Genomic DNA, 22977 nt, shown 5'->3' on the forward strand with positions numbered 1-22977 from the left:
CGGCGTGCTCACCATCGAGGGCCGCATTGACTTCCAGAAGTATGAGGATCTACAGCCCGTCTATGGCGAGTACAATGTCGGGCCGTATCGGCGGAGCTTCCGGATATCCAGCCAGATCGATCAGAACAGGATCACGGCGGAGATGCGAGACGGCGTCATTACGCTGACTCTGCCGAAGGCCGAAGCGGCAAAGCCACGGCAGATCGCAGTGGCGTAGGGGTAGTCGGCGTGCAAAACGTAGCCTGCCTGAGGGCAGGCTACGCGGCACTATCATGGGAAAGCTGACGCGCCATGCGTCCTTCGATAGGATGGGGATGCAGCCCATCTCCTATGCCTATCACCAGTTCCCGCCGGAGGTTATTCGGCACGCAACCTGGCTCTATCTCCGGTTCACGGTCAGCCACCGAGCCGTCGAGGAACTCCCGGCAGAGCGAGAGCTCGACATCGTCCGGCGGTAGGTAACCAAGTTCGGACCAGCACTCGCCCGCAATTTGCGGGGACTGAGGCCTCGACCTACGGACAGCTGGCACCTGGATGAGATGGTAGTCTCGATCCAGGGCCGCCGCATATACCTGTGGCGAGCGGGTTAATAGCGAGGGCGAGATTTTAGACATGCTCGTGCAGTCACGCCGGGACAGAGGGTCGGCGCTGAAGCTCATGCGTAAGCTTCTCAAGAAGCAAGTCTGTGCTCCACGCGTATTCGTGACTGACAAACTGGCCTCCTATGGGTGAGCGAGGCGGCAGCTCGATCTCGCCGCACGCCATGAAGGACCTGCGCAAGAACAACGGGGCAGAGAACTCTCATCAGGTGGTGTGACGACGCGACCGGAAGATGCTGGGCTTCCAATCAGCGGGCTCGACCCAGCGCGTCCTGTCCACTTAGAGGCTGGTGAGCAATAATCTTTCGTGTTTGCGGGTGAGGCGCCGCAGCAGGATGCGGCTCATGGCGAGGTAAAGCAGCATCTCGCCGGTTTCGACGAAGCGCTCGTAGTCCTTTAGCGAGCCGCCGATTGGTGGTGAGCCAGCCGATGGTTCGCTCCACCACCCACCTGCGTGCGAGCACCTGAAAGCCGCTCGGGCGCGTCGGCGGCTCCGCGCCGACCCGTGCCCAGACGCCGCCTGTCCACCAATGCTGCGGGATCGATAATCTCCAGCCCAGGGCCTTCTGGAGCCAGTCCTTCAAGCCACGATAGGCCGTGTCAGCCCACATCAACTCAATGGCCGGGAACAGATGCTGCAGACCCTCCAACAAGAGTTCGGCCTCGGCGCGATCGTGGAGGTCCGCTGGCTGCACGTTAGTCTTCAGCAGATTGCCTTGCGGATCAACGAGCAGATGACGCTTGCGGCCCTCCCATCTCAGTCGTCTTGACCGATTGACTGTCGATGATCGCCGCACTCGGTTGAGGAGCCCGGCCAATCGTGCGGCGATACCTCTCGCGCAAGGTTCGCGTGACCTGCTCCCAGGTGCCGTTCTCGCGCCACTGAGCATAATGGTAGAAGACGGCGTACCGCGGCGGGTACTCATGCGGCAGCATCCGCCATTGGGCTCCTGTCCGCAGCAGATAGAAGATCGCATCGATGATGCGCCGTAACGGATAGGTCTGGTGCCGCCCGGCTGGGTGGCTGCGGCGGATCAGCGGCTCCAGCAGCGCCCATTCCGCATCCGTGAGATCACTGGCATAGGAACTGGCATTCATGGCACGGGCTCCCGGGGGTGAAACAGCCCGCATCCGCCGCGGCGAACCAGCGCGAAACCTATTCTGAATCAGGCACTTGCATCGAGCAATAAAATTGCTCACCAGCCTCTTACTCGGCCGTGCACCACACTTTCAACCTCCAGCGCCGCCTTGTCTGCCGTCGCACGCTGCGCGATTTCAGAGCCGAGGCCGCGGAGTAATGGCAGCGTGCAACCGCGGCCGCATGAGTGACGCCTCATCTGCCGCTCAATTGCGTCTCCGCTTAGGTTCCCGCGATAGTGCCCTTCAGTGTGGCGATTCCATTCCATCGTCTCAAAGCAGCGGTGTGAGCAGCCGGGCAATGTTCTCGATAAACTTCAGAACGAGCGGGCGCGCAGTCCAACTCTTCGCGGACAGCAACTCGCTCTCTTCGAAGTACCGGGCCTGCTCCATCCGGAGTTGCGCGGTCAGATCCCGATCGAACAGCACCAGGCTGGCCTCGGAGTTCAGCGTGAACGAGCGCATATCGATGTTGCTCGATCCGATCAATGCAAGGTCTTGATCGATGCTCAGGTGCTTCGCATGGAGAAGCTTGTCTCGATAAAGGTGGATCTTGATCCCAGCACCCAGAAGCTCGGCGTAGTAGGAGCGTTGCGCCAGATTCACCAGCCTCTGGTCAACCGGCTTCGACAAGACGACATGAACCTCAACGCCGCGAAGAACGGCCGTTTCCAGAGCATGGAGAAGCGCCTCACTGGGGATGAAGTAGGGAGTTGTGATCACTACGCGATCGCGAGCACCATGAATGAGCGCCTCGACAACGCGCTCAACCCCTGCTTCGGGGTAGTCGGGTCCACTCGGCAACACCTGCGCGATAACGCTACCGGTCCGGATCGGCTCCGGGAACAGGTCGGGTGTCTTGAGCACCTGCTTGGTCTCGAGGAACCAGTCTGCCACGAACACCGCCTGCAATTCGAGCACCACGGGTCCCGAGACGCGTACGACAAGCTCTTGGTTGGTGACTCGCGGATTGAAATCAGCGTCAACAATGTTCTGTGAACCGACATATCCGATCCGGCCATCGATCACTGCAATCTTGCGGTGGTTACGCAGGTCGGCACGGGTCGACCGCCGACGCAGGAGTCTGAGGGGAAGAACGAGATGGACCGATACGCCGGCATCTGTCAGAGCCTGCGTGACCCGTGAGGCCCAGGCGTGGGACCCGAGGGCATCGATGAGGACGCGACACACAACGCCTCGATCGACGGCGCGAGCCAGTGCTGCAATGATCTTCTTGCCACTTGTGTCATAAGAAAAGATGTAGAAGAGCAGATGGACGTGAGATGTGGCGGCGTCGATATCGGCCACAATGCGGTCGAGCGTTGCCTCATACTGAGAAAGAAGTTCAGCCCCGTTGCCATTCAGGGCTGGGAAATGGCCGAGTTTCTGAATCAGCCGCGCGGCCTGAGCCAAGTTGTGCGGCAGGTCCGGCTCTTGACGTGCCTCCAGTTCCCTCACGCGGGAGACCTCTCCCCTGAGCACGGAAGGCAGTTTCGCAAATTGTAGGCGCCGCCACTTCGGGTAGTCAGGGCGCCCGATGAGCAGGTAGAGGGCAGCGGCGGGCCAGGGAAGAAAGAACCCGAAGAGGAGCCATCCCTTTGCCGCCTCGGGAGAGCGTCGGAAAGGGATGATGACCAGCATCAGCATCCTGATGATCCACTCGGAGATCAGGTACAGACTTGCCCAGGAAACTGTGTCGGTCAGGTCCATCAGGGGATGTCGAGAACCAAGGGGTGCCGGTTCTGTCCTGATTTTTACGTGGCTGCAACCGGCTGACAAGCGGCCCTTCCAAGGAGCCTCCGATGTTCGTTGTTTGATACGGAGCCCACGTGTTCGCTGCACTGCAGTCGGGACCGGAATGGATACCCCCGGCGGGTCAGTCAAGGTCCAGTGCCGTCGGAAATGTGAGTGTGACGCACATTCCTGACACGAGAGCACGCGCTCGGAGAGACAGCGCCCGCGCTGCCATAGCGTCTCAGTTTCAAAGAGCGCGTGGAGGTGGCGAGACTCAGCGGTAATTAGTCCTGCTCGACGCTCCAAACTGACGTCGTGCGGTCAGCGGGTCCCAGTCACAGCCACCGCTCAGAGGGTCGTGCGGCCCGATCTCGTCAGTTGCGAGGGTCTGCTCTCCAACCAAAATCGGGGAGCGTGAGAGGGAGAAGGCCACGGTCCCCCTTAGCACGCACGTGCGATTTCCGCAGACCAGGTCTCGAACACGAGCCTCGGGCGGAGTAGGGAAGGGCACAGGACGACCGAGCAGCCGCGGGCGTCGCGCGTGCAAACAAGATCAGGCGGCGCGCCAACTCCTGCAGTAGAATCCGGCCATGATCACCCAAGCCGTGGGACTCGATCAGACGCGGAAAAGCCTACTGGCCGTGAAGCCTCATCGGCGACCTTGGCTTGCTAGGCCGATGATTTGTTGCAACAATACAGAAGTATCATTCTTGCGATAACTGACGATGATGGGACTGGAGAACGTCTCATCGAGATCGAGGAAACCGACATCGTCGCGGCCAAAACGCCGGACCGAGGCCGGAACGACGCAAATCCCGACCCCGGAAGCGACCAGACCGAGCGCAGTCTGCACGTCCCGGACCTCCATGCCGATGCGCGCCGTGACCCCGGCCTCGCGATAGAATGATAGGACCTGGTCGGCATAGCTCGGTCGGGGTGCCTTCGGATACAGGATCAGCGGCTCCGCCTCGAGATCGACCAGCTTCGGCTTCCTGCTCCTCGTCAGCAGCGCATGAGTCGAACCGACCGCCACACATAATCCTTCCTCGCGCAGCACGCGGCGCACCAGGGCGTCATCATCGAAGCGCAGGCGCCCGAAGCCGACATCGATGCGACCGTCCTTCAACGCAGAAATCTGCTCTAGCGTCGTCATCTCGAGGAGTTGCACTTCCACATCCGGCACTAGAATGCGAAAATCGCGGATCAACTCGGGAAGTGTGTCGTAGAGCGTCGAGGCCACGAAACCAATGTTGAACTGCAGCACCATGCGCTTGCCGATGCGCGTGGTCATGGCGCTCATTTCCTCGACGCGTTGCAGCACCTGCAGCGCCTGGTCGAAGAGATAGCGCCCGGCCTCAGTCATCGTGATCGGCCGGCCACGATCGAGCAAGCGCACGCCAAGCTCCTCCTCCAACTGCTGAATTTGCCGACTGAGCGGCGGCTGCGCGATATGGAGTCTCTCGGCGGCGCGGCTGAATGAGCCTTCCGCGGCGACGGTCGTGAAATAGCGCAGATGACGCAGATCCATCGCGGCTTGCTTCTCCCAATCCCCGAATGCGCAGGCGGCTGCATCCCGGAGACCGCGATCATGGCGGTTGTCCCGCGCTCTGGGGCGAATGCCCCGGATTCCGCGCTGCGTAGGCCCAGGCGTAGGCCTTTCATACCCTGTAGGTATTAATATACACCGAAACGATCCTGTCCAGCAGCGTCATGCGGGCCTAGCCTGCAAACAGGGAAGAGGCGTTCGCGCAGGAGAATCGAGCTCCGGAGCGGACCTGAACCGGCCGTCAGAGCCGTCGGAGTGCCATGTCTGACATCGAACCGTTGCGATCCGCGCTAACGCGGCTTCCGGAAAGCGCGTCGGCGGCCCTGCTCGTGCGCCGCAGCCGAAGGGTACGGACCTGATCATGCCCTATGTCGAAACCAAATCGGGCGTGCGCCTCTTCTACACGGTCACCGGGCCCGGCAGCGCGCCTGCGATCGTCTTCTCCAATTCGCTCGGCACCACGCATCGGATGTGGGACGCCATCGTCGGCGAGCTTTCCGCCGAATATCGTTGCGTGCGTTACGACACGCGCGGCCATGGCGGTTCGAACCGCGGCCCCGCCCCTTTCGAGATCGCCGATCTTGCCGACGATGTCGCCGCGCTGCTCGACCACCTCGATCTGACGCGCGCCCATGTCGCCGGACTCTCGCTGGGTGGGATGACCGGCCAAGCCTTCGCCATGCGCTACCCCGCGCGCGTCGCAGGTCTCACCCTTATGGCGACGACGGCTCACATGCCGACGCGCGAGGCCTGGGAGGAGCGTGCCGGACTGGTGCGGCGCGAAGGCACTCGGGCCATCCTTGCGGCCACGATGCAGAGATGGTTCACCACGGGCTTCCGCGACGATCATCCCAAGGCCGCCGAAGCGGTGGCTGAGGAGTTCGCTGCCATCGACCGGGACGGCTACGCAGCCTGCTGCGAGGCGATCGGCCGTATGGATCTGCGCCCTCTGCTGCATCGGGTGAGTGCTCCGACGACCGTGATCGCCGGCCGCGAGGATCCCGCGACGCCCGTCGAGATGGCGGAAGCCCTACAGGCAGGCATCGCCGGCTCACGCCTCGTCGTGCTCACGCCGGCCGCGCACCTGCTCGCCATCGAGCAAGCCGGGCAGGTCACGGCCGAGCTGCGCCGCGACCTCTCCGTTTCCTTCCCGCAAAGCTCACAATCCTGAGGAGCGCTCATGTCCAGCCCACCAGCCCCCACACAAGACATCAAGACTGTTATCGACGAAGGCCTGATGACCGGCCGCCGCTGGGCGGTCGTCGCGCTCTGCTTCGTCATTGCCCTGCTCGACGGCTTCGACACCCAGTCCATCGCCTTCATCGGACCCGCGATCGCGCAGGATTTCGGCATGAAGCCGGCAGACATGACCTGGGTCATCACCGCCAGCATCATCGGCATGACGCTCGGTGCGATCGGCCTCGGCAGCTTCGGTGATCGCTATGGCCGTCGCAAGGCGATCCTGATCGCGATTTTCCTGTTCGGGGTGTTCTCCCTGATGGGCGCCTACGCCACCTCGCCGACGCAGATCATCGTTCTGCGTTTCCTCATCGGCCTCGGAATGGGTGGGGCCACGCCCTCGCTCCTGGCGCTGACGGGCGAATACAGCCCCGCCTCCAAGCGGGGCATGATGATCACCGGCGTGCTGCTCGGCCTGCCTGCCGGCGCCATGCTCGGCGGCCTGATCGCCGCGAGCTGGCTGCCGGTCATGGGATGGCGCGGCATCTTCCTGCTCGGCGGCGTCCTGCCTCTCGCGCTGATGGTCGTCACCTATTTCCTGCTGCCGGAATCGCCTGCCTATCTTGTCTCGCGCAAGCAGAACGACAGCCAGGACGAGGCGCGCCGCCTGCTGCGCCAGATGACCGGCCGGTCGATCCCGGACCATGTGCGCCTCGTCAGCGCCGGCAAGGTAGCGCATGGCGGGTCCATCGCCGGCCTGTTCGAGTCCGGCTATCGCGGCGTCACCATCGCGATCTCCGCCATCTACCTGTTCAACTGGATCGCCTGGTTCCTGCTGCTGCAGTGGCTGCCGACCGCGCTCACCACGCTCGGTCTGGAGAAGGCCCAGGCCGCCTATGGCACCGTCGTCGTCAATGCCGCCTTTATCATCATGGCGCTGCCGCTTTCGTCCTTCCTGCCGAAGGTCGACCCGCGCAAGCTCCTCCTCGGCATGTTCGCCGTCGGGATCGCAGTCGCACTCGGGCTGGGCTTCGCGGGCGACCGCTGGCCACTGGTCTTCGCCCTTATCGCCCTTGCCGGCTTCGGGATCGGCGGCCAGCAGCTCGTGCTGAACTATCTGATCTCGAACGCTTACCCGACCCAGCTGCGCGCAACGGCGACGGGCTGGGGTATCGGCGTCGGTCGCTCGGGAGCCATCATCGGCTCCACGGTCGGGGGGACGCTCCTTTCAGGCGCGGGGCCGTCCGGCTACTTCATGACCCTCGCCATTCCGCTTGCGGTTGCAGCGCTGGCCACGCTGACGGTTCGGAACACGACCGCCGCTCCGGCGTCGAGCGCGCCCATGACCGCCATCCCGGCCACCCGATGAGGCTCATGCCGCTCCGCGCGGCATAGGCGAAACGGCAACAGCAACCAGGCACGCGACCGCCGAGAGGCCGGCCGCGTGCGTTTTTTGTGGCCGAGACGGCTGATCGCGGGCGGATCGCTCTGGCCAAGTCTGCCTGACTGCGCAGCCCCGCGGACGCCATACCCTTCGGGTATAAAAATACACTCAATCGATCCTGTCCTTCCAGGATCGCGCGCCTTACTGTTTTCCTCGATCAATACGGAAGCAAAATGTGTCCAAAGGTCCGAGTATCCAAAAGGTCGAGACGATTCTGGTCGATCTGCCGACCATTCGCCCGCACCAGCTGGCGATGACGACCATGCATCGGCAGACACTGACGATCGTGCGGCTGCACATGTCCGATGGCATCGTCGGAACTGGCGAGGGCACCACGATCGGCGGCCTCGCCTATGGTCCCGAGAGCCCGGAAGGCATGAAGCTCGCGATCGATACCTATTTCGCGCCAATTCTGCTCGCCAGTGTACCGAGCAGCGTCGCGAGGACGATGGCGATCATAGCCAGTTCGGTCCAAGGCAATCATTTCGCCAAATGCGCCGTGGAGACAGCCCTGCTCGATGCGCTGGGACAACGCGTCGGCCTGCCGATTTCCGAACTGCTCGGCGGTCGCCAGCACGATCGGCTGCCCGTGGCTTGGACCCTGGCCAGCGGCGACACTGCACGCGACATCGAGGAAGCCGAGGAGATGTTGGCGCGCCGCCGTCACAACATCTTCAAACTGAAGATCGGCAAGGGCGACCCTACCGCCAATGTCGCGCATGTGGCTGCGATCAAGCGCGCGCTCGGCGATCGCGCCTCGGTGCGGGTCGACATCAACCAGGCCTGGTCGGAAGCAACCGCCTCCGCGATGCTGCCGGCCCTGGCGGCTGCGGGTGTCGAGCTGATCGAACAACCGGTTGCGCGGCACAACCTCGGCGCGATGGCCCGGCTGGCCCGCGAGACGCCGGTCGCGATCATGGCGGACGAGGCTCTGAACGGCCCGGAAACCGCATTTGCCATCGCCACGCAGGCTAGCGCCGACGTGTTCGCGCTGAAAATCGAACAATCGGGCGGTCTCTTCGCTGCGGCCAAGGTGGCAGCGATCGCTGAGGCGGCCGGCATCGGGCTCTACGGCGGGACGATGCTCGAAGGCGGCATCGGCACCGCCGCCTCGGCCCATCTCTTCTCAACCATCGGCAAGCTGGATTGGGGCACCGAGCTGTTCGGCCCCTTACTGCTGACCGAAGAAATTCTTGAAACCCCGCTCGACTATGCCGATTTCGGCCTCGCCGTACCGACGGCACCAGGCCTCGGTGTGGCGCTATCCGAGGCCCAACTGAACTGCTTCCGGCGCGACCGCGCCGAACGTTCGCTCCATGTGTTGCCGCGCGCCAAGATGGGATCCTGAAGCGATGCTGTTCCAAGTCGAAATGAATGTGCAGATCCCACATGACCTGCCGGTCGAGACGGCGAACGCGTTGAAGGCGGCCGAGCGCCAGCGCGCGCAGGAGTTGCAGCGGGCCGGCGTCTGGCGGCATCTCTGGCGTCATGCAGGACGCTATGCGAACACCAGCATCTTCGATGTCGAGAGCCCGCAGGCCCTGCACGACATTCTCTCCGAGCTGCCCCTGTTCCCATTCATGGACATCAAGGTCACGGCGCTGTGCCGCCACCCGTCGTCCGTGCATGACGACGACCGCTGACAGCGGCGCAACACTTCCCGAACGGCTGCCAATCACCAAAGAGCGAGGAAACGACATGCCTACCAACCTGATCTCCGACGAGGCCAAGAAGGATCTCGCCGCCCGCGCGGCCGGAACGGACAATGACAAGGGCGACGCGCGCGTCAAGGCCGTCACGGCCCAGCTGCTTTACCGGATCATGCAGGTGATCGACGAGTGCGACGTCTCGATGGACGAGTTCTGGGCGGCCGTCGCCTTCATCGGCAAGGCCTCAAAGAATGATGAACTCGGCCTGCTCGTTCCCGGTATCGTGCTCGAGCATTTCCTCGACCTGCGTCTCGACGAGGCCGAAAAGCTTGCCGGTCTCAAGGGCGGCACCGTGCGCACCATCGAAGGGCCGCTCTATGTGCCCGGCGCGCCGCTGTCCAAGGGCGAGACCCGCATGGATGACGGCACCGATCCCGGCGAGATCTTCATCATCGAAGGTCAGGTTTCGGATGAGGACGGCAACCCGATCGCCGGCGCGATCGTCGACATCTGGCACGCCAATTCGAAAGGCGGCTATTCCATCATCGATGGCGAGCAGGCGCCCTACAACCTGCGCCGCCGCATCGAAACGGATGAGCAGGGCCGCTATCGCGCCCGCACGATTGTGCCGAACGGCTATGGCTGCCCGCCCGAAAGCGCGACGCGCCAGCTGATGACCGCGCTCGGCCGGCATGCGGAACGCCCGGCGCATGTCCACTATTTCATTTCAGCGCCGGGCTACCGCCAGCTGACGACGCAGTTCAACTTCACGGGCGACAAATACCTGTATACGGACTTCGCCTTCGGCACCCGGGACGAACTCGTCGTCACACTGGACCGCGTCGTCAACGGGGATGCAATCCGCAATGCGGGGCTGAACCGCCCGTTCGCCCGCGCGACCTTCAACATCGTGCTGACGAAGGAGCGCGAGGGCGTGCCGCAGACAGTGGTCAATCGCGCCCACGTCACCGCCGGCTGACGCCTGCGGGCTGCGCCGACCACGGCGCCCCGTCGCAGGCCGCGACGGAAGATGCAATCGGCGCAAAGGGGCGATTCCTTTGCGCCGCACGGCCAACGTCGTAGCGCCCGTAAACGAACGAACGGCTCGGCGCGGCGGGCCTTCACTGCCCGCATGACCGGACACGGCGCCGAACCGTCCAGCCTTCGCCGTCACGGCAGAATTCTCCGGAGATCAAGCCATGCCCCAGCAATCCCCACGCGGCCGCCGGTTCGAAGGACGCAGCCTCGTCGTCACCGGTGCGGCACAGGGCGTCGGCAAACAGGTGGCGCTGGATGCGGCCGCCGAGGGGGCCAGCCTGACGATCGTCGACCGCTCGGCCATCGTCCAGGAGGTCGCGCAGGAGATCACCTCGGCTTACGGGCCCGGACGCGTCATCGCGCTGGAGGAGGATCTCGAGACCTTCGCCGGGAACGAGAGGGTGATGGCGCGCGCGAAGGAAAGCTTCGGCGCGATTGACGTGCTGGTGACCAATGTCGGCGGCGCGATCTGGATGCGGCCCTTCCAGGAATTCGACGAACGCCAGATCGTCGCGGAGATCAACCGTTCACTCTTCCCGACGCTGTGGGGGTGCCGGGTGGTGCTGCCCTATATGCTGGAACAGAAGCGAGGCGCGATCGTCAACGTCTCCTCGGTCGCGACGAAGGGGATCAACCGCATTCCCTATTCGGCCGCCAAGGGCGGCGTGAACGCGCTCACGGCGTCGCTCGCCTTCGAGGTCGCGGGGACGAACATCCGCGTCAACGCCGTGGCACCGGGTGGCGTGGCCGCTCCACCCCGCCGGGTTCCGCGGGGAACCGACCCGCTGACCGAGGTGGACAGGCAGTGGATGCAGGAGGTCGTCGACCAGACCCTGCGTGCCTCGCATCTCGGCCGCTACGGCCAGCTGAACGAGATCGCGGCCGCCATCCTGTTCCTGGCTTCGGACGATGCGTCCTACATCAACGGAACCGTGCTTCCGGCCGGCGGCGGAGACCAGGGGTGACAGGCGCCATGACCACTCGTCCCGTTGTGGTGGCAGTCGCCATCACCGGCTCCGTGCCGCGAAAGAAGGACAATCCGAACCTGCCCGTTCTGCCGTCCGAGCAGATCGCCTCGACCCGCGCCGCGTTCGAGGCCGGCGCCAGCCTCGTGCACATCCATGTCCGTCATGACGACGAGACCCCCTCGTCCGATCCGGACCGCTTCGCGCAGGTGCAGGCCGGCATTCGCGAGGTCTGTCCGGGCATGATCATCCAGTTCTCGACCGGAGGTCGTGGGCGGGACCCGGCGGCGCGCGGCCTGAGCCTCGTCCATTGCCCCGACATGGCCTCGCTCTCGACAGGCTCGGTGAACTTTCCGACGATTGTGTACGAAAATCCGACGAGCCTGGTGAACGATCTCGCGGCGCGGATGCGGGAGCATCGGATCGCACCGGAGATCGAGATCTTCGATCTTTCCCACATTCATGCCGCACGCCGCCTCATCGACGAGGGGATGATCGGACCACGCCCGCACATTCAGTTTGTGATGGGCGTCAGGAATGCGATGCCCGCAGACGAAGTGCTGCTCGACATCCTGCTGGCCGAAACGAGGCGGGTCATTCCCGGCGCGACGTGGACGGCTGCTGGCATCGGGCGCGAACAGATGCGGGTCATGGAGTGGGCCCTCGTCCGCGGTGCGGACACCATTCGCACGGGGATGGAGGACAATATCCGTGTCAGCAAGGACCGGCTGACGACCGGCAATGCGGAGTTGGTCGGCCTAGCGGTCGAGGCGATTGACCGCCACGGCCGTCGGCCCGCCACTCCCACCGAGGCTCGCGCCATCCTGAACCTCGCTCCCGTTTGAAGCGGAGTGACGCTCAGGGCGATCTCAAGCTGCCGAACGGCCTCGCGCTCACCGGCCAATCGCACAACTACGAGTGCCACGGCACGAGCACGCTGTTTGCCGCCTTCGACATCGCCCATGGCGCGGTCACGGCCCGCCATTATCGGCGCCGGCGCCGGATCGAGTTCCTGGACTTCATGAACCGCATCGTCGCGGCTCATCCGGGGCGCGAGATCCACGTCATCCTCGACAACTTCAACACTCACAAGCCCAAGTGCGACCGCTGGCTGGCGCGGCACCAGAATGTGCATTTCCATTACACGCCGACCGGCGCCTCCTGGCTCAATCAAGTTGAGTGCTGGTTCTCGATCCTGGCTGGCCAGTGTCTGGATCCGGGCGAGGGGCCCTCAGCAATGAGCGTCCCTACAGCGATCGACTCGTCCTACCACCCGCACACGGGGAATGGTTTTGTCTCTTTGAGCAGGTCTCACTCGCGGACGCCTTGCACCGAATCGAAAGCGATTCGCACTTTGCACAATTCGGCGGCCGTTAAGGATATCCGCGGCCGGTCACCTCTCGAACCGTTGCCTACCCGGCATCCGGCGGGAGCGGATAGAGGACATGCCGGTGCAGGATCGAGCGCTCTCGGTCCTCCTCGCTCCACACGATGTCGACCGGCAGATCGAGATGATCACCGAGCTCGTAAGCCATGAACATGCAGTGCTCCATTTGCGCCATGTTGCGGGCGTAGCTTCTGTCGAGCGCGAGGAGCACCGCATCTCCCTCGATCTGCGCGAACTCGACCGCAAGTCGCAATGTGGCGGCCGCGTCCTGCTCGCTCCAGTCCGGGCAGCACGTCTCGAGCGCGGTCGCGACATCGTACCTCGTGACCTCGGTTCGGAGCAGCACATGCACGATGCGGTGCGCCGCTGTGATCGTCTCGTCCAGCGTTCTCATCATCGTACCTCGGTTCACGTGAGTTCCGGCACAGGCGGAACCGGCTCGCAGAATCCCGGATCTCGAGTTGCGTGCGCTTTCCAACCGCTCCGGCGGGTGGGCGAGTGTTCCCTGTGCTGATTTCGAGCCGTGCCGGAATTGCCAAAATGCCAAAATCGCGGGAGGGCGGGCGCACCGGACAGGCGCCCGCCCTCTCGGCACTCAGCCCCGCTGCCGCACCGCCTTCAGGAGCTCGGCGTGCGCCTCATACTCGACCGCGTGCCGCCCCGCTCCGGCGCGCCGCGGCGGCAGGCGCCGCACGAGGCTATCTCGAAAAGAACGATCTGGGGGTCTATTCCCTGGACAATGTCACTGCGAAACCCGCCGCGGAAGGATCATTTGATATCCAGTTCGGGGGGCGACGGCAACGTTCCCAACTGCATCCCGATCACGCGGGGTTGGAATTACTGGGTTCGACTGTATCGCCCACGAGCAGAAATCCTTGATGGGATCTGGAGATTTCCAGAGGCCCGCACCCTAAACTAAGTCTGTTACCGGTCCGTCGTGACACGTTGCGCCACCGCACGATCTCCTTCGCCTCATGAGCGAGGCTGGCTAGCACTCCTATTGGCACTCCTGAGACGTAAGGCTTGGTCCGCTTCAGAGCTTGAGAGCTGACGTTCGCTCCGCGGCCGGAAGGTGGAAGATTGACCCACGAGAGACATTGGCGGCTCCCGGTTGGGAGCACCATTCACCGGCTCGGGCTGTCGACGACCACTTCCCGACCTACATCAAGCTCAATGCCGCAATCCACCCAGGCCAAAGAGCCGCTGACCCGCAGGGTATTCAACGGCCAGCCCTCGGAGGATTTCGAATGACCAACTCCGACGATGTGGTGAAGACGATGCTTCGCAACAAGCTCCTCGGCAGGTGGGCCGCCGAGAAACTGGGACTTGCAGGTCGGGAAGCCGAGGCCTATTCAGACGCCCTCGTCAGGGCCACGGTCGATCCCGAGCGCAATGACGTGTTCCGCACGATCCGCCAGGACTTCGACGCCGCAGGCGTGGAGGAGTCGGACGAGCAGATCCGATGCGTTATGACCGAACTCATGCTCAAAGCCGGGAACCTCATGCCGACAGCAAGAGGCGATTCCCTCGACAGCGCAGCAGTGGCGCTCGCACGCAATCTCATGTCGCGATGAGAACGGCAGTCGACTTCCCGTATGTCGATGACTGTGCGGGCGCATGGCACACAAGTCGCAGACGTCAGGAAGGCGACTTACGATCTGCGGTCCAGCACCGGTTGGCCGCGCCGCCGGTTGACCCTCCATGTGTGGCTAGCCTGAACAGGTCTCGACTGGAGCCATGCTCTCGGTCTCGACAACCTTGGCTGTCCTAGAGAAGAGCGCCCGAACCTTGTTCCAGAAATCACCGCCGAGCACGAAGAAGCTCGCGAGCAGCATGATATCCCCGAGCACCTGAAGCGGCCATATGTCCGGTCTCAGACCAGGCCAGAGCCGGTCGACATAGGGCACCAGCAGGCCTGACACGAGCGGCAGGCAGAACATCACCAGTCCGATGGCATAGCGCGTGGGGCCGACCGTGTCTGCGGGCGACAGCCCTTTCACGTAACCGGAGACCATGGCCTTGAGCCGCTGGAAGCCGGCCCGACCCATCACAGCCACGCAGACGAGCAGCAGGGCTTTGTTGGCCGCGAAGATGACGCCGGTCATCGCGGCGATGCGGGCGGGAGCAGCCTTGAACAGCGCGGCGAGCGGAATGAGGAGCCACAGCGCGAATGCAAGCACGAAGATCCAGATCCCGGTCTTGAACCGCCCGTCAGCCGAGGGGGAAGTGCCCGACTCCTGAACGGAAGCTGTCATGGTCTTACTCCGGCAGCCGTTCGGAGAAGAGTATACTGCGGATGGTGACCTGGCGGCGAATAGGCGGCCAGCCGCTCGCGCCGCTTGACTTGCAAGCCAATGAGCATACTCGCGTTGAATTTCGCTTACCGGGCACCCGGGACAGCTCGGGCCAGAGCGCTTTTGCAAGCAGCGCTCAGGCTGGCGGTAGCAGACCTCAGGCAAGCCTCCAGGCGCCCTTCTCCGACTGTGACTCCTGCACACTCCCGGTTAAGGTGCCCCCTGCACGCTCGGTTGACCTCAACGAGCTTTGCAACCGACAACAGGCACGCGCCCGAGAGTTCCCGGATATGCTCTCGAACGCAGCCTCGCAGACGATCTTGCCCTGGCCGAATCCCGGTGCACAGCCTTCTGAGGTCCGCCGCGCAAGCTCCTACTGCCAACGTATCCTCCGCCGTCGCAGTCGGTGCCCACAGCACTGAGGTGGCACAGGTCACTAGAACAATCCTCATCATGGAACCTTCTCCGCCGTTAGACAGGTGTTCCTCGGGCGATGCAGATTCTTCGTGGTCAGCGTAGGGCAGAGTCCCCCTTGCGATCGCCTTCACTCTGCGTCGCAGGCACGCGATAGAACGTTGCATACAGAACCGGCACTGCGATCATCGTAAACACTGTGCCGATCGTCAGCCCGGCCATGATGGTCACGGCAAGGCCTGTCCAGAATACATCGGATAGCAAAGGGATGACGCCAAGAACGGTTGTCGCGGCGGCCAGGAACACGGGCCACAGGCGGGAGAGCGCCGCAAGGACGATCGCATCATATCGCGATTTGCCGGCTGCGAGGTTTACGTTCACTTCGTCAAGCAGAACGATGGCATTCTTGATCATCATGCCCGACAGGCTCATGGCGCCAAGCAACGCGACAAACCCGAACGGCGTGCCAGTGGCCAACAGGCCGACCGTCATTCCCACGATGGCAAACGGTACCGTCAGGACAATGATCAGTGCCGGCTGGATCGCGTTGAACAGGGCCACGATGATCAGCAGCATGACCGCCACGGCCGGAATGACCCCGGGCACAAGGGAGCGCTGCGACTTGGTCGAGTTCTCGTACTCGCCGCCCCATTGCATCCCGTAGCCGCTCGGCAACTCCTTCGCCAGCGCCTCAAACTGCGGCGCAACACCGTTCATGTAGGTCGGCAACGTGACGCCTGGCACCGGATTCGCCTGGATGGTGCGGATTCGCCTGGATGGTGATGGTTCGCTTGCGGTCACGCCGCCAGATGATCGGGTCCTCCCATTTGGCTGAGATTCCATCGACCACTTGATCGATCGGGATCGTCAGCGCGCCGTTCTCATGCCTGATTTGCACGCTGCGCAACGCAGCAAGATCACTGGCCGGCTCCTCGTCACGCTTCACGCGCAGCACGATGGGCAGCGCCTCGTCCCCTTGGTTGAAGACGCCGATCGCCCGGCCATCGAGGGATTGCCCGATACTGCGCACCACATCGTCACGCGTCACGCCAGCCCATCTGGCCCTTGCATCGTTGAACTCCGGCTCGAACCTGATGACGCGCTGCTGCCAGTTCGTCTGAACGGCGGCGGTCTCTGGGTTGTCCCGAAGGATGGCGACGCCTTTCGCCGCCAGCGCGCGCAACGCGTCGCCCGAGGCGAGCGCGGGACCGGAAAGGCGGGCCTCGAATTTCCAGGTGTTTCCAGGTCCGAGAGCAAACGGGCGGAGCAGGGAGGTCGCTTCAGGGTAGTTGTCCCGCAGCCACGGGCCGAGCGAGGTCATGACAATCCTGACATCGCGATAATCCGCGACATTGACGACGAGCTGCGCGTAGGTGGGCGAGAGCGGTTCCGGGTCGACCGGAAGATAGAAGCGCGGCGGGCCTGCGCCGATGAAGCTCGCAACGCCCGTCACGTGCGGATCGGCCATCAGCTTGTTCTCGATCCCGTCCAGGTCTTTTGCCACGGCGCGGATGTCGGCCCCCTCCGGAAGCCGGTAATCGACCAGGAACTTTGGCATCGGTGAGTCGGGGAAGAACAGTTTGGTCACGAAGGCAAAGCCGCCGACCGCCGCGATCACCATGGCCGCTGCCGTTGCCAGGGTGAAAACGCGGCGGCGAATCGCCCCTTGAAGCAGTGCGCGGAAAGTTCGGTACAACCGGCCACCATAGGGATCCCTTGCCGCCCCGCCCGGGCCGACCTTTAGCATCTGCACGCACTGAAGCGGCGTGACGGTGACCGAGATGACCCAGCTTAGAAGCAGCGAAATCGCGACGACCGAAAACAGCGATGAACAATATTCGCCGGCGTTCTCGGTCGAGGCAAAGATCGGGTAGAACGCGAGCACTGCAACGACGGTCGCCCCAAGCAGGGCCCAGGCTGGTTGCGCTGCCGCTTCGGCCGAAGCCTGCACGCGGTCCATGCCCTGCTGCATGCGCACGAGCGCGCCCTCCGCGACGACGATCGAGTTGTCGACCATCATGCCGAGTGCGATCACCAACGCGCCCAACGACATGCGCTGCAAGTCGATCTTGAGGATCGCCATGACGACGAAGGTGCCGAGGATCGTCAGGATGATGCTGGAACCGATCACGATCCCCATGCGCCAGCCCATGGCGAGCCAAAGCACGGCCAGCACGATGAGCACGGCTTGCGCCAGGCTGACGAAGAAATCGCGCACCGAGGCATTGACCAGGGCCGACTGCCAGTGAACGCGGTGAACCTCGATGCCGACCGGAAGATCCGCGATCAATGCACGCAGGCGAGCGTCAACGGCCTTGCCCATGTCGACCACGTTGACACCGGGCTGGTTGGTGATCGCGATGGCAATCGCCGGCTGGCCGTTGAATCGCATCATCATCACGGGCGGATCGCGGTAGCCGACGTGCACCTCGGCGATGTCCCGGATCCGGATCAACTCGCCAGTTCGAGTGGCGCTGCCGGTGCTCTGATAGCTCTCCACCGCAGAGGGTCGAACGAGCAGGTCGGCGATCGATTCCGGCGAGGGAAACTGCCCGGACGGCGTAACCGCCACGCGCTGCCGGCCCAGGCTGATGGAGCCGGCCGCGGCCACGGCGTTCTGCTGAGCCAGTGTTCGCTGCAAGCTCGCCTCGGAGATGCCCAACTGCGCGAGCTGGGCGGGGCTCGCATCAAGATAGACACGGCGATCCTGCGCCCCCCAAAGCTCAACCCGTGCCACGCCCGGAACGAGACTCAGTTCCTTCTTCAGATCGTTGACGTAGGTCTTGAGCTGCGCATAGCTGTATCCGTCGCCAGTCACGGCCAGCAAAAGCCCGTACACGTCGCCGAAATCGTCACCGACCAGCGAAGGACCGGCACCATCAGGCAACTGCGGCGCGACATCCCCAACCTTCCGGCGCAGTTCGTCCCAGACTTGTGGGATGTCCTTCGAGGTGTAGGTCGTCTTGACGAACACCTTGATCACCGACAGGCCACCCCTTGAGAACGATTCGAGATAATCGACCTGCTTCAACTCTTGCAGCTTGGTCTCGATGCGGTCGGTGACATCCTGCTCGACTTCGGCCGCGGTCGCACCGGGATAGGGAGTCGAGACGACGGCGACCTTGATGGTGAAATCGGGATCCTCGAGTTGCCCCAGATTGAAGAAGGCGGTAATGCCTGCAAGCACCAGAAGGATCACCGCGAAGACAGTGAGCGTGCGATTGCGGATCGCCAGTCGGGGCAGGTTCATGGGGCTTCCCCTGGTTGCCGATCCGGAAGCCGAACGGATTGGCCGTCCTGAAGGCTGTGCACGCCGGCCGTCACGATGAGGTCTCCGGGCACCAGTCCCTCCCTGATGTTGACACCCCCCAGCACCGGTTCGCCCACCTCGACCTTCCGGCGTGTCACGGTCCTGGAGGCTTCATTCACCACCCAAACGAAACTACCGGCGGCACCGTCGGGCGAGACGATGGCCGACAGGGGGATCACTGCCCCCTTGAAGCGTTCGGCGATTTGCGGCCCCGGCCGGGCGTGGGCCCGCCCTGCCATCCCCGGCACGATCCTTATTCCCGGTGGCGGGGCGACCAGCAGCTTCACGGCATAGGTGCGGGTGGTCTCCGACGGTTCCGTGCCGATCTCGGAAATCTCAGCCGGAATTTCGACGCCCGGGAAGGCATCGAACGTCACCTTGACATCGACGGCATATGGCACGAGCGAGATCAGGGACTCGGGCACGTTGATGACCATCTCGATCGTCTCCGGGTCGATGATGCGCATGACTGACTGCTGCGGCTTGACCTCCTCAAACACCTCCGCAAACACCGCGCTGACGACGCCACCAAACGGGGCATGCAGCGTGGTGTACTCGACGTCGAGCTTGCGTCGCTCGAGCGTTGCCTCCGATGATTGCACTGCGGCGAGTGCCTCCTGGGCGTTGGTCTCGGATGTTTCCAGGCGGGCTTTGGCGATGATGGCCTTTTCGAACAGTTGTCGATCCCGGTCGAGCTGGCTGACGGCGTTCCGGTAGGTTGCCCGCGCACGTTCCAAAGCGGCAGTGACACTGTCAACTTCCGCTTGGTACGGGGCGGGGTCAAGCGTGGCGACAATCTCGCCCTCCTTGACCTGGTCGCCGGTCTTGACGCGGCGCTCCAGCATCCGGCCCCCCACACGGAAGGAGAGCGCCGCCTCATGCGCTGAGCGCGCCTGCCCCGGGATCGCCCGGCCCGCGATGACATCGTTATCGACGACGCGGAAGACGAGGACGGGCCGTGGCGGCAGTGCCGCTTCCTTCGCGCCCTTGTCGCTGCACGCGCTGAGCAGAAGCGCCAACGACAATGCGAGAGCTGGTCGCATGAAGCACCTCACCCAGAGCGCTTAGTCGCGCCCTGCCTGCCGACGTCGACGGTCCGGCACGAAAGCAGCATATCACTGCGCGATGCCGCCACAATTTTCATTTGGTCGGCTTCGTCGCCCAAACGAGCGACGTCTCGCGTGCTGCGGAACTCAGCACCGAGCATGCTACCATGCCAGACAGGAGGGAGGCGATGAGGACGCCGAGAATGACGGCCGCGAGGGCCGAGTCCGGACCGAGGACGAGTATGGTCGCCAGCACCAGACCGGCCACGATGTCATGTTCCAGCCATCCGGCCTTATAGCGGAGGAGGGTGCCGAGGCCGCGCAGCCGGCGCAACCATTTGGTCTCATGGCCGGTCCCGCGGGCGATCAACGTCGCGTCCTGATTGCCGGTGCTTCGAGCATCAAGCCCACCTGTCGCCTTGCCGACTTTTGGCTGGTTCCTCCGGACGTCGCCCGCTTCGCCCCCACCACTTCATCCGCGCATCGTCTATCATGGCGAAGATTGTGGCAGGCACCGGGTCAGTACTCGGATTTGTGAGACGGCGGGAGAGAGTTGGGCGTTGCGACAACCGGAATTGGGTCGTGTCGTACCACCGAGCAATTGACCCGGATATTCGGCTGGAATGGCGAGCCTGAGGTCCGGTTCTGGCACTCCTGAGACGTTAATCCGAAGGCAGCAATCCTTACCAAACCAGACGTACCTCAAGATCGGCGAATTTCACTGCCTGACCCTGTGCGGACACTCCGGTGGAACTGCCCCTGACCCGCAACACTTCGCCGGGACAATCGTTGACGGGTCTCGCGTGCATATGGTTGCGATCATACCAAGGAATTTGCCCCGAGGACGTGCATCATCGAGGCCTCCCGTGACGGGGCCTGTCCCAAATGGTCGGGATGTTGTCCCAAACAATCAAGCAGCCGATCTGCGCTCCGGCTAATCTGCCTCCCGGGGCCGCGAAGCAGGATTATCAGTTGTGTCGAGCAAGCCGGGTGCCACACGGCCACCGTGCTCAATCGTGCGTAATGTTCAGACATAAGCACAAAGGGACGTTTGTCATGACGATGAACCTGACCCGACGCCAGGCGGTGATCGGTGCTTTGAGCCTCCTCGCCGGCACCTCGATGAGCACGATCAGTCAAGCCCATTTTGGGGAGCTGTTGGGTATTGGCGAAGGGCTCGAGGAGTTCTGGCTGGCAACCGACGCCTACATCTATGGTTATCCGCTCGTCACCATGGAGATGACACGCCGGGTCATCACCAACGTGGCCGCCCCCGAGGGCACGCGAGCGCCGATGGGTCAAATCATCAAGCTCCGGCACTATCCGGATGCCACGTTCCGGGATGTGACCGCGCCCAATGCCGACACACTCTACACGACCGCGTTCTTCGATGTCGGCCAGGAACCCTGGGTATTGAGCCTGCCGGACATGAAGGACCGCTACTATCTGATGCCGATGCTGGACGGCTGGACAACGGTGTTCCAGGTTCCCGGAAAGCGCACCACGGGCACCGGTGCCCAGACCTATGCCATCACCGGGCCCGGCTGGACCGGCACGCTGCCGGCGGGCATCAAGGAATACAAGTCGCCCACCAGCATGGTCTGGTTGCTCGGCCGCATCTACTGCACCGGCACGCCGGAGGATTACGCGGAGGTGCATGCGCTCCAGGACCAGGTCAAGCTGGTGCCGCTCAGCGCCTACGGGAAATCCTACACGCCGCCCGCCGGCAAGGTCGATCCTTCGATCGACATGAAGACGGCCGTGCGCGACCAGGTGAACCGTATGGACGCGGTGGCGTATTTCACTCTGCTGGCGGAGCTGATGAAGACGAATCCGCCGTCGGCGGCGGATGCCCCAGCCCTCGCGAAATTCGCCAGGATCGGGCTTGTCCCCGGCCAGGACTTCGACGCGGGCAAGCTCCGTGCCGATTTCGCCAAGCGCATCCCGGAGATCGCCGTCGACCGGATCATGATCCAGTTCAAGATCAACAAGGACATCCACGACATCGATGGCTGGGGCTTCACGACGAAGACCGGCATCTATGGTACCGACTATCTGATGCGGGCTCTCGTCACGGCGATCGGTCTTGGAGCCAACCGCCCGCAGGACGCCGTCTATCCGACCTCGCAGAAGGACGGCGACGGCAGGGCCTATGATGGGGTCAACCAGTATGTCATGCGTTTTGCCAAGGGCCAGTTGCCGCCGGTGGAAGGCTTCTGGTCGCTGACGATGTATGATAGCGCCTACTTCTTCGTGCCCAACCCGATCAACCGCTATTCCATCAGCGCGCGCCAGGACCTGAAGGCCAATCCGGACGGCTCGGTCGACCTCTACATCCAGAAGGACTCGCCGGGGGCAAACAAGGAGTCGAACTGGCTGCCCGCTCCCGCCGGCAAGTTCATCCTGATGCTGCGCATGTACTGGCCGAATGAAAGCAACCCGTCGATCATCGACGGCACGTGGACGATACCGCCGGTGAAAAGGGTGGCCGATCGGGCGTAGCCGCGCACCGGATCTCGCCGAATGAGACCTCGAACGTCCGGTTCTGGCACACAGCTGACATTGGCTGAAGGCCCGCTTTCGCGTCGACTGCGGTCCTTCATGCAAGCAACTTGGTCGTGAGTTCCACCCTCAGCAAGTGACGGATTCAGTGCATTCTGGTGGACGGGCCAGAACGACCTCGGGTTAGGCGGGTTTTCGCTCGTGTCGCTCGAGGAAGCGCGTGCCAAGGCACTAACGTTTCGGAAGATGGCTGAGCCCGAAGCCGAGATGCTTTTGACCGACACGTCTGACATTGACGACCGAGAGGAGCGGCCGCCGCGCAGAACCAAGGCAGACCAAGTCCGGTGCTGATTATGGCTGTCTCGCGAGGGTGTCTCGGGACTGTCTTGAGAGCCTTGAGCTCTTGCGCGTAGTCGCGGTGTCGGTGGTTGTGCGCTCGTGAATATGCGCAGCATGTGCCTGAGCTTGAGGTCGCTTCCGGCAACGCAAACAACTGGCCAGCGGACAGTTTCGAGCGTGACTCGGAGGCTGTCCTGGAACTGTCTTTCTCTCCCACAGATCGCTTAGCGGGGATGACGTTTATCGCTAACGTGGAAATGCGCTTCTCACTACTTGGCCTCCAGGGAGTTGCATCCTCACAGGCCGATTCTTACCGCCAGTATTCACCCTCTTCGCTATGCAGAGATTCGCTGCGCTTTTGACTTCTGGCAACTTAGAGCATCGGATCCTTAAT

The 22977-nt window shown here is 63.3% G+C and carries 18 protein-coding genes and 3 pseudogenes; 12 read left to right on the top strand and 9 right to left on the bottom strand.

The window, feature by feature from the left end:
• Together BN1233_RS41950 and BN1233_RS50405 are read left to right on the top strand one after the other, a co-directional pair.
• A partial coding sequence (locus tag BN1233_RS41950; RefSeq protein ID WP_048708479.1) for an Hsp20/alpha crystallin family protein occupies positions 1 to 217 on the top strand: 217 nt, incomplete at its 5' end.
• A gap of 97 nt (positions 218 to 314) precedes the next feature.
• Positions 315 to 877 (top strand): annotated as a pseudogene (locus tag BN1233_RS50405) (IS6 family transposase); the annotation flags it as partial.
• Between the two features lie 2 nt (positions 878 to 879).
• On the opposite strand, the pseudogene BN1233_RS45780 reads toward BN1233_RS50405, so the two are convergent.
• The 3 genes and pseudogenes from BN1233_RS45780 to BN1233_RS41970 all read right to left on the bottom strand — a co-directional run bounded on the left by BN1233_RS45780 (position 880) and on the right by BN1233_RS41970 (position 4998).
• Positions 880 to 1697, bottom strand: a pseudogene (locus tag BN1233_RS45780) (IS5 family transposase).
• Positions 1698 to 2009: 312 nt separating this feature from the next.
• Positions 2010 to 3446 carry a cardiolipin synthase gene (cls, locus tag BN1233_RS41965; protein WP_046869632.1) on the bottom strand — a complete coding sequence of 479 codons (1437 nt, stop codon included), beginning with the start codon at positions 3444 to 3446 and terminating at the stop codon, positions 2010 to 2012.
• Between the two features lie 673 nt (positions 3447 to 4119).
• A complete protein-coding gene (locus BN1233_RS41970) occupies positions 4120 to 4998 on the bottom strand; it encodes a LysR family transcriptional regulator (RefSeq protein WP_046869633.1) in 879 nt (292 codons plus the stop codon).
• Positions 4999 to 5377: 379 nt separating this feature from the next.
• On the opposite strand from BN1233_RS41970, the gene pcaD reads away from it, so the two are divergent.
• The 8 genes and pseudogenes from pcaD to BN1233_RS50410 all read left to right on the top strand — a co-directional run.
• Positions 5378 to 6187: a 3-oxoadipate enol-lactonase gene (gene pcaD / locus BN1233_RS41975; RefSeq protein ID WP_046869634.1), complete on the top strand. Its 810-nt coding sequence runs from the start codon at positions 5378 to 5380 to the stop codon at positions 6185 to 6187.
• A gap of 9 nt (positions 6188 to 6196) precedes the next feature.
• Entirely contained in the window at positions 6197 to 7564 is a 1368-nt protein-coding gene (locus tag BN1233_RS41980) for an MFS transporter (protein WP_197094556.1), read from the top strand.
• A gap of 250 nt (positions 7565 to 7814) precedes the next feature.
• Positions 7815 to 8987, top strand: a complete 1173-nt coding sequence (locus tag BN1233_RS41985) for a muconate/chloromuconate family cycloisomerase (RefSeq protein WP_187144501.1) — start codon at positions 7815 to 7817, stop codon at positions 8985 to 8987.
• A gap of 4 nt (positions 8988 to 8991) precedes the next feature.
• The gene (gene catC / locus BN1233_RS41990) at positions 8992 to 9282 is read left to right on the top strand and encodes a muconolactone Delta-isomerase (RefSeq protein WP_046869636.1); all 291 of its coding nucleotides are present in this window, start codon (positions 8992 to 8994) and stop codon (positions 9280 to 9282) included.
• 55 nt (positions 9283 to 9337) lie between these two features.
• On the top strand, positions 9338 to 10267 hold the full coding sequence (locus BN1233_RS41995; protein WP_046869637.1) for a dioxygenase family protein: 930 nt from the start codon (positions 9338 to 9340) through the stop codon (positions 10265 to 10267).
• A 220-nt stretch (positions 10268 to 10487) separates the two neighbouring features.
• Entirely contained in the window at positions 10488 to 11291 is an 804-nt protein-coding gene (benD, locus tag BN1233_RS42000) for a benzoate diol dehydrogenase BenD (protein WP_046869638.1), read from the top strand.
• Positions 11292 to 11299: 8 nt separating this feature from the next.
• Positions 11300 to 12136 (top strand): 3-oxoadipate:acetyl-CoA acetyltransferase, encoded by an 837-nt coding sequence (locus BN1233_RS42005; protein ID WP_046869645.1) that lies wholly within the window; start codon positions 11300 to 11302, stop codon positions 12134 to 12136.
• An 11-nt stretch (positions 12137 to 12147) separates the two neighbouring features.
• Positions 12148 to 12555, top strand: a pseudogene (locus tag BN1233_RS50410) (transposase); the annotation flags it as partial.
• 148 nt (positions 12556 to 12703) lie between these two features.
• Here the strand turns inward: BN1233_RS50410 and BN1233_RS50415 are convergent.
• The gene (locus BN1233_RS50415) at positions 12704 to 13075 is read right to left on the bottom strand and encodes a hypothetical protein (RefSeq protein WP_046869639.1); all 372 of its coding nucleotides are present in this window, start codon (positions 13073 to 13075) and stop codon (positions 12704 to 12706) included.
• A gap of 850 nt (positions 13076 to 13925) precedes the next feature.
• On the opposite strand from BN1233_RS50415, the gene BN1233_RS42015 reads away from it, so the two are divergent.
• Positions 13926 to 14252 carry an ATPase inhibitor subunit zeta gene (locus BN1233_RS42015; RefSeq protein ID WP_046869640.1) on the top strand — a complete coding sequence of 109 codons (327 nt, stop codon included), beginning with the start codon at positions 13926 to 13928 and terminating at the stop codon, positions 14250 to 14252.
• A 135-nt stretch (positions 14253 to 14387) separates the two neighbouring features.
• On the opposite strand, the gene BN1233_RS42020 is transcribed toward BN1233_RS42015, so the two are convergent.
• The 5 genes from BN1233_RS42020 to BN1233_RS42035 all read right to left on the bottom strand — a co-directional run bounded on the left by BN1233_RS42020 (position 14388) and on the right by BN1233_RS42035 (position 20112).
• Positions 14388 to 14933, bottom strand: a complete 546-nt coding sequence (locus BN1233_RS42020) for a transporter suffix domain-containing protein (protein ID WP_046869641.1) — start codon at positions 14931 to 14933, stop codon at positions 14388 to 14390.
• Between the two features lie 549 nt (positions 14934 to 15482).
• On the bottom strand, positions 15483 to 16130 hold the full coding sequence (locus BN1233_RS49390; protein WP_197094555.1) for an efflux RND transporter permease subunit: 648 nt from the start codon (positions 16128 to 16130) through the stop codon (positions 15483 to 15485).
• Positions 16078 to 18636, bottom strand: coding sequence for an efflux RND transporter permease subunit (locus BN1233_RS42025; RefSeq protein WP_048708474.1), 2559 nt, complete (start codon positions 18634 to 18636; stop codon positions 16078 to 16080). The genes BN1233_RS49390 and BN1233_RS42025 overlap by 53 nt, the downstream gene beginning before the upstream one ends.
• The gene (locus BN1233_RS42030) at positions 18633 to 19739 is read right to left on the bottom strand and encodes an efflux RND transporter periplasmic adaptor subunit (RefSeq protein WP_046869642.1); all 1107 of its coding nucleotides are present in this window, start codon (positions 19737 to 19739) and stop codon (positions 18633 to 18635) included. Before BN1233_RS42030 ends, BN1233_RS42025 begins: the two co-directional genes overlap by 4 nt.
• 97 nt (positions 19740 to 19836) lie before the next feature.
• Positions 19837 to 20112 (bottom strand): hypothetical protein, encoded by a 276-nt coding sequence (locus tag BN1233_RS42035; RefSeq protein WP_046869643.1) that lies wholly within the window; start codon positions 20110 to 20112, stop codon positions 19837 to 19839.
• A 692-nt stretch (positions 20113 to 20804) separates the two neighbouring features.
• Between BN1233_RS42035 and BN1233_RS42040 the strand changes: the two genes are divergently transcribed.
• Positions 20805 to 22244, top strand: a complete 1440-nt coding sequence (locus BN1233_RS42040) for a DUF1254 domain-containing protein (RefSeq protein WP_046869646.1) — start codon at positions 20805 to 20807, stop codon at positions 22242 to 22244.
• Positions 22245 to 22977 lie beyond the last annotated feature (733 nt).

Origin of the sequence: Microvirga massiliensis (assembly GCF_001006805.1) — a bacterium.
Lineage (GTDB): Bacteria > Pseudomonadota > Alphaproteobacteria > Rhizobiales > Beijerinckiaceae > Microvirga > Microvirga massiliensis.

What these genes read in the sequence shown, in the direction of transcription:
- BN1233_RS50415 (WP_046869639.1), bottom strand. Translation starts at nt 13,075, where the DNA reads ATGATGAGAACGCTGGACGAGACGATCACAGCGGCGCACCGCATCGTG.
- BN1233_RS42015 (WP_046869640.1), top strand. Translation starts at nt 13,926, where the DNA reads ATGACCAACTCCGACGATGTGGTGAAGACGATGCTTCGCAACAAGCTC.
- cls (WP_046869632.1), bottom strand. Translation starts at nt 3,446, where the DNA reads ATGGACCTGACCGACACAGTTTCCTGGGCAAGTCTGTACCTGATCTCC.
- benD (WP_046869638.1), top strand. Translation starts at nt 10,488, where the DNA reads ATGCCCCAGCAATCCCCACGCGGCCGCCGGTTCGAAGGACGCAGCCTC.
- BN1233_RS42025 (WP_048708474.1), bottom strand. Translation starts at nt 18,636, where the DNA reads ATGAACCTGCCCCGACTGGCGATCCGCAATCGCACGCTCACTGTCTTC.
- catC (WP_046869636.1), top strand. Translation starts at nt 8,992, where the DNA reads ATGCTGTTCCAAGTCGAAATGAATGTGCAGATCCCACATGACCTGCCG.
- BN1233_RS41995 (WP_046869637.1), top strand. Translation starts at nt 9,338, where the DNA reads ATGCCTACCAACCTGATCTCCGACGAGGCCAAGAAGGATCTCGCCGCC.
- BN1233_RS41980 (WP_197094556.1), top strand. Translation starts at nt 6,197, where the DNA reads ATGTCCAGCCCACCAGCCCCCACACAAGACATCAAGACTGTTATCGAC.
- BN1233_RS41970 (WP_046869633.1), bottom strand. Translation starts at nt 4,998, where the DNA reads ATGGATCTGCGTCATCTGCGCTATTTCACGACCGTCGCCGCGGAAGGC.
- BN1233_RS42030 (WP_046869642.1), bottom strand. Translation starts at nt 19,739, where the DNA reads ATGCGACCAGCTCTCGCATTGTCGTTGGCGCTTCTGCTCAGCGCGTGC.
- BN1233_RS42020 (WP_046869641.1), bottom strand. Translation starts at nt 14,933, where the DNA reads ATGACAGCTTCCGTTCAGGAGTCGGGCACTTCCCCCTCGGCTGACGGG.
- BN1233_RS42040 (WP_046869646.1), top strand. Translation starts at nt 20,805, where the DNA reads ATGAACCTGACCCGACGCCAGGCGGTGATCGGTGCTTTGAGCCTCCTC.
- BN1233_RS42005 (WP_046869645.1), top strand. Translation starts at nt 11,300, where the DNA reads ATGACCACTCGTCCCGTTGTGGTGGCAGTCGCCATCACCGGCTCCGTG.
- pcaD (WP_046869634.1), top strand. Translation starts at nt 5,378, where the DNA reads ATGCCCTATGTCGAAACCAAATCGGGCGTGCGCCTCTTCTACACGGTC.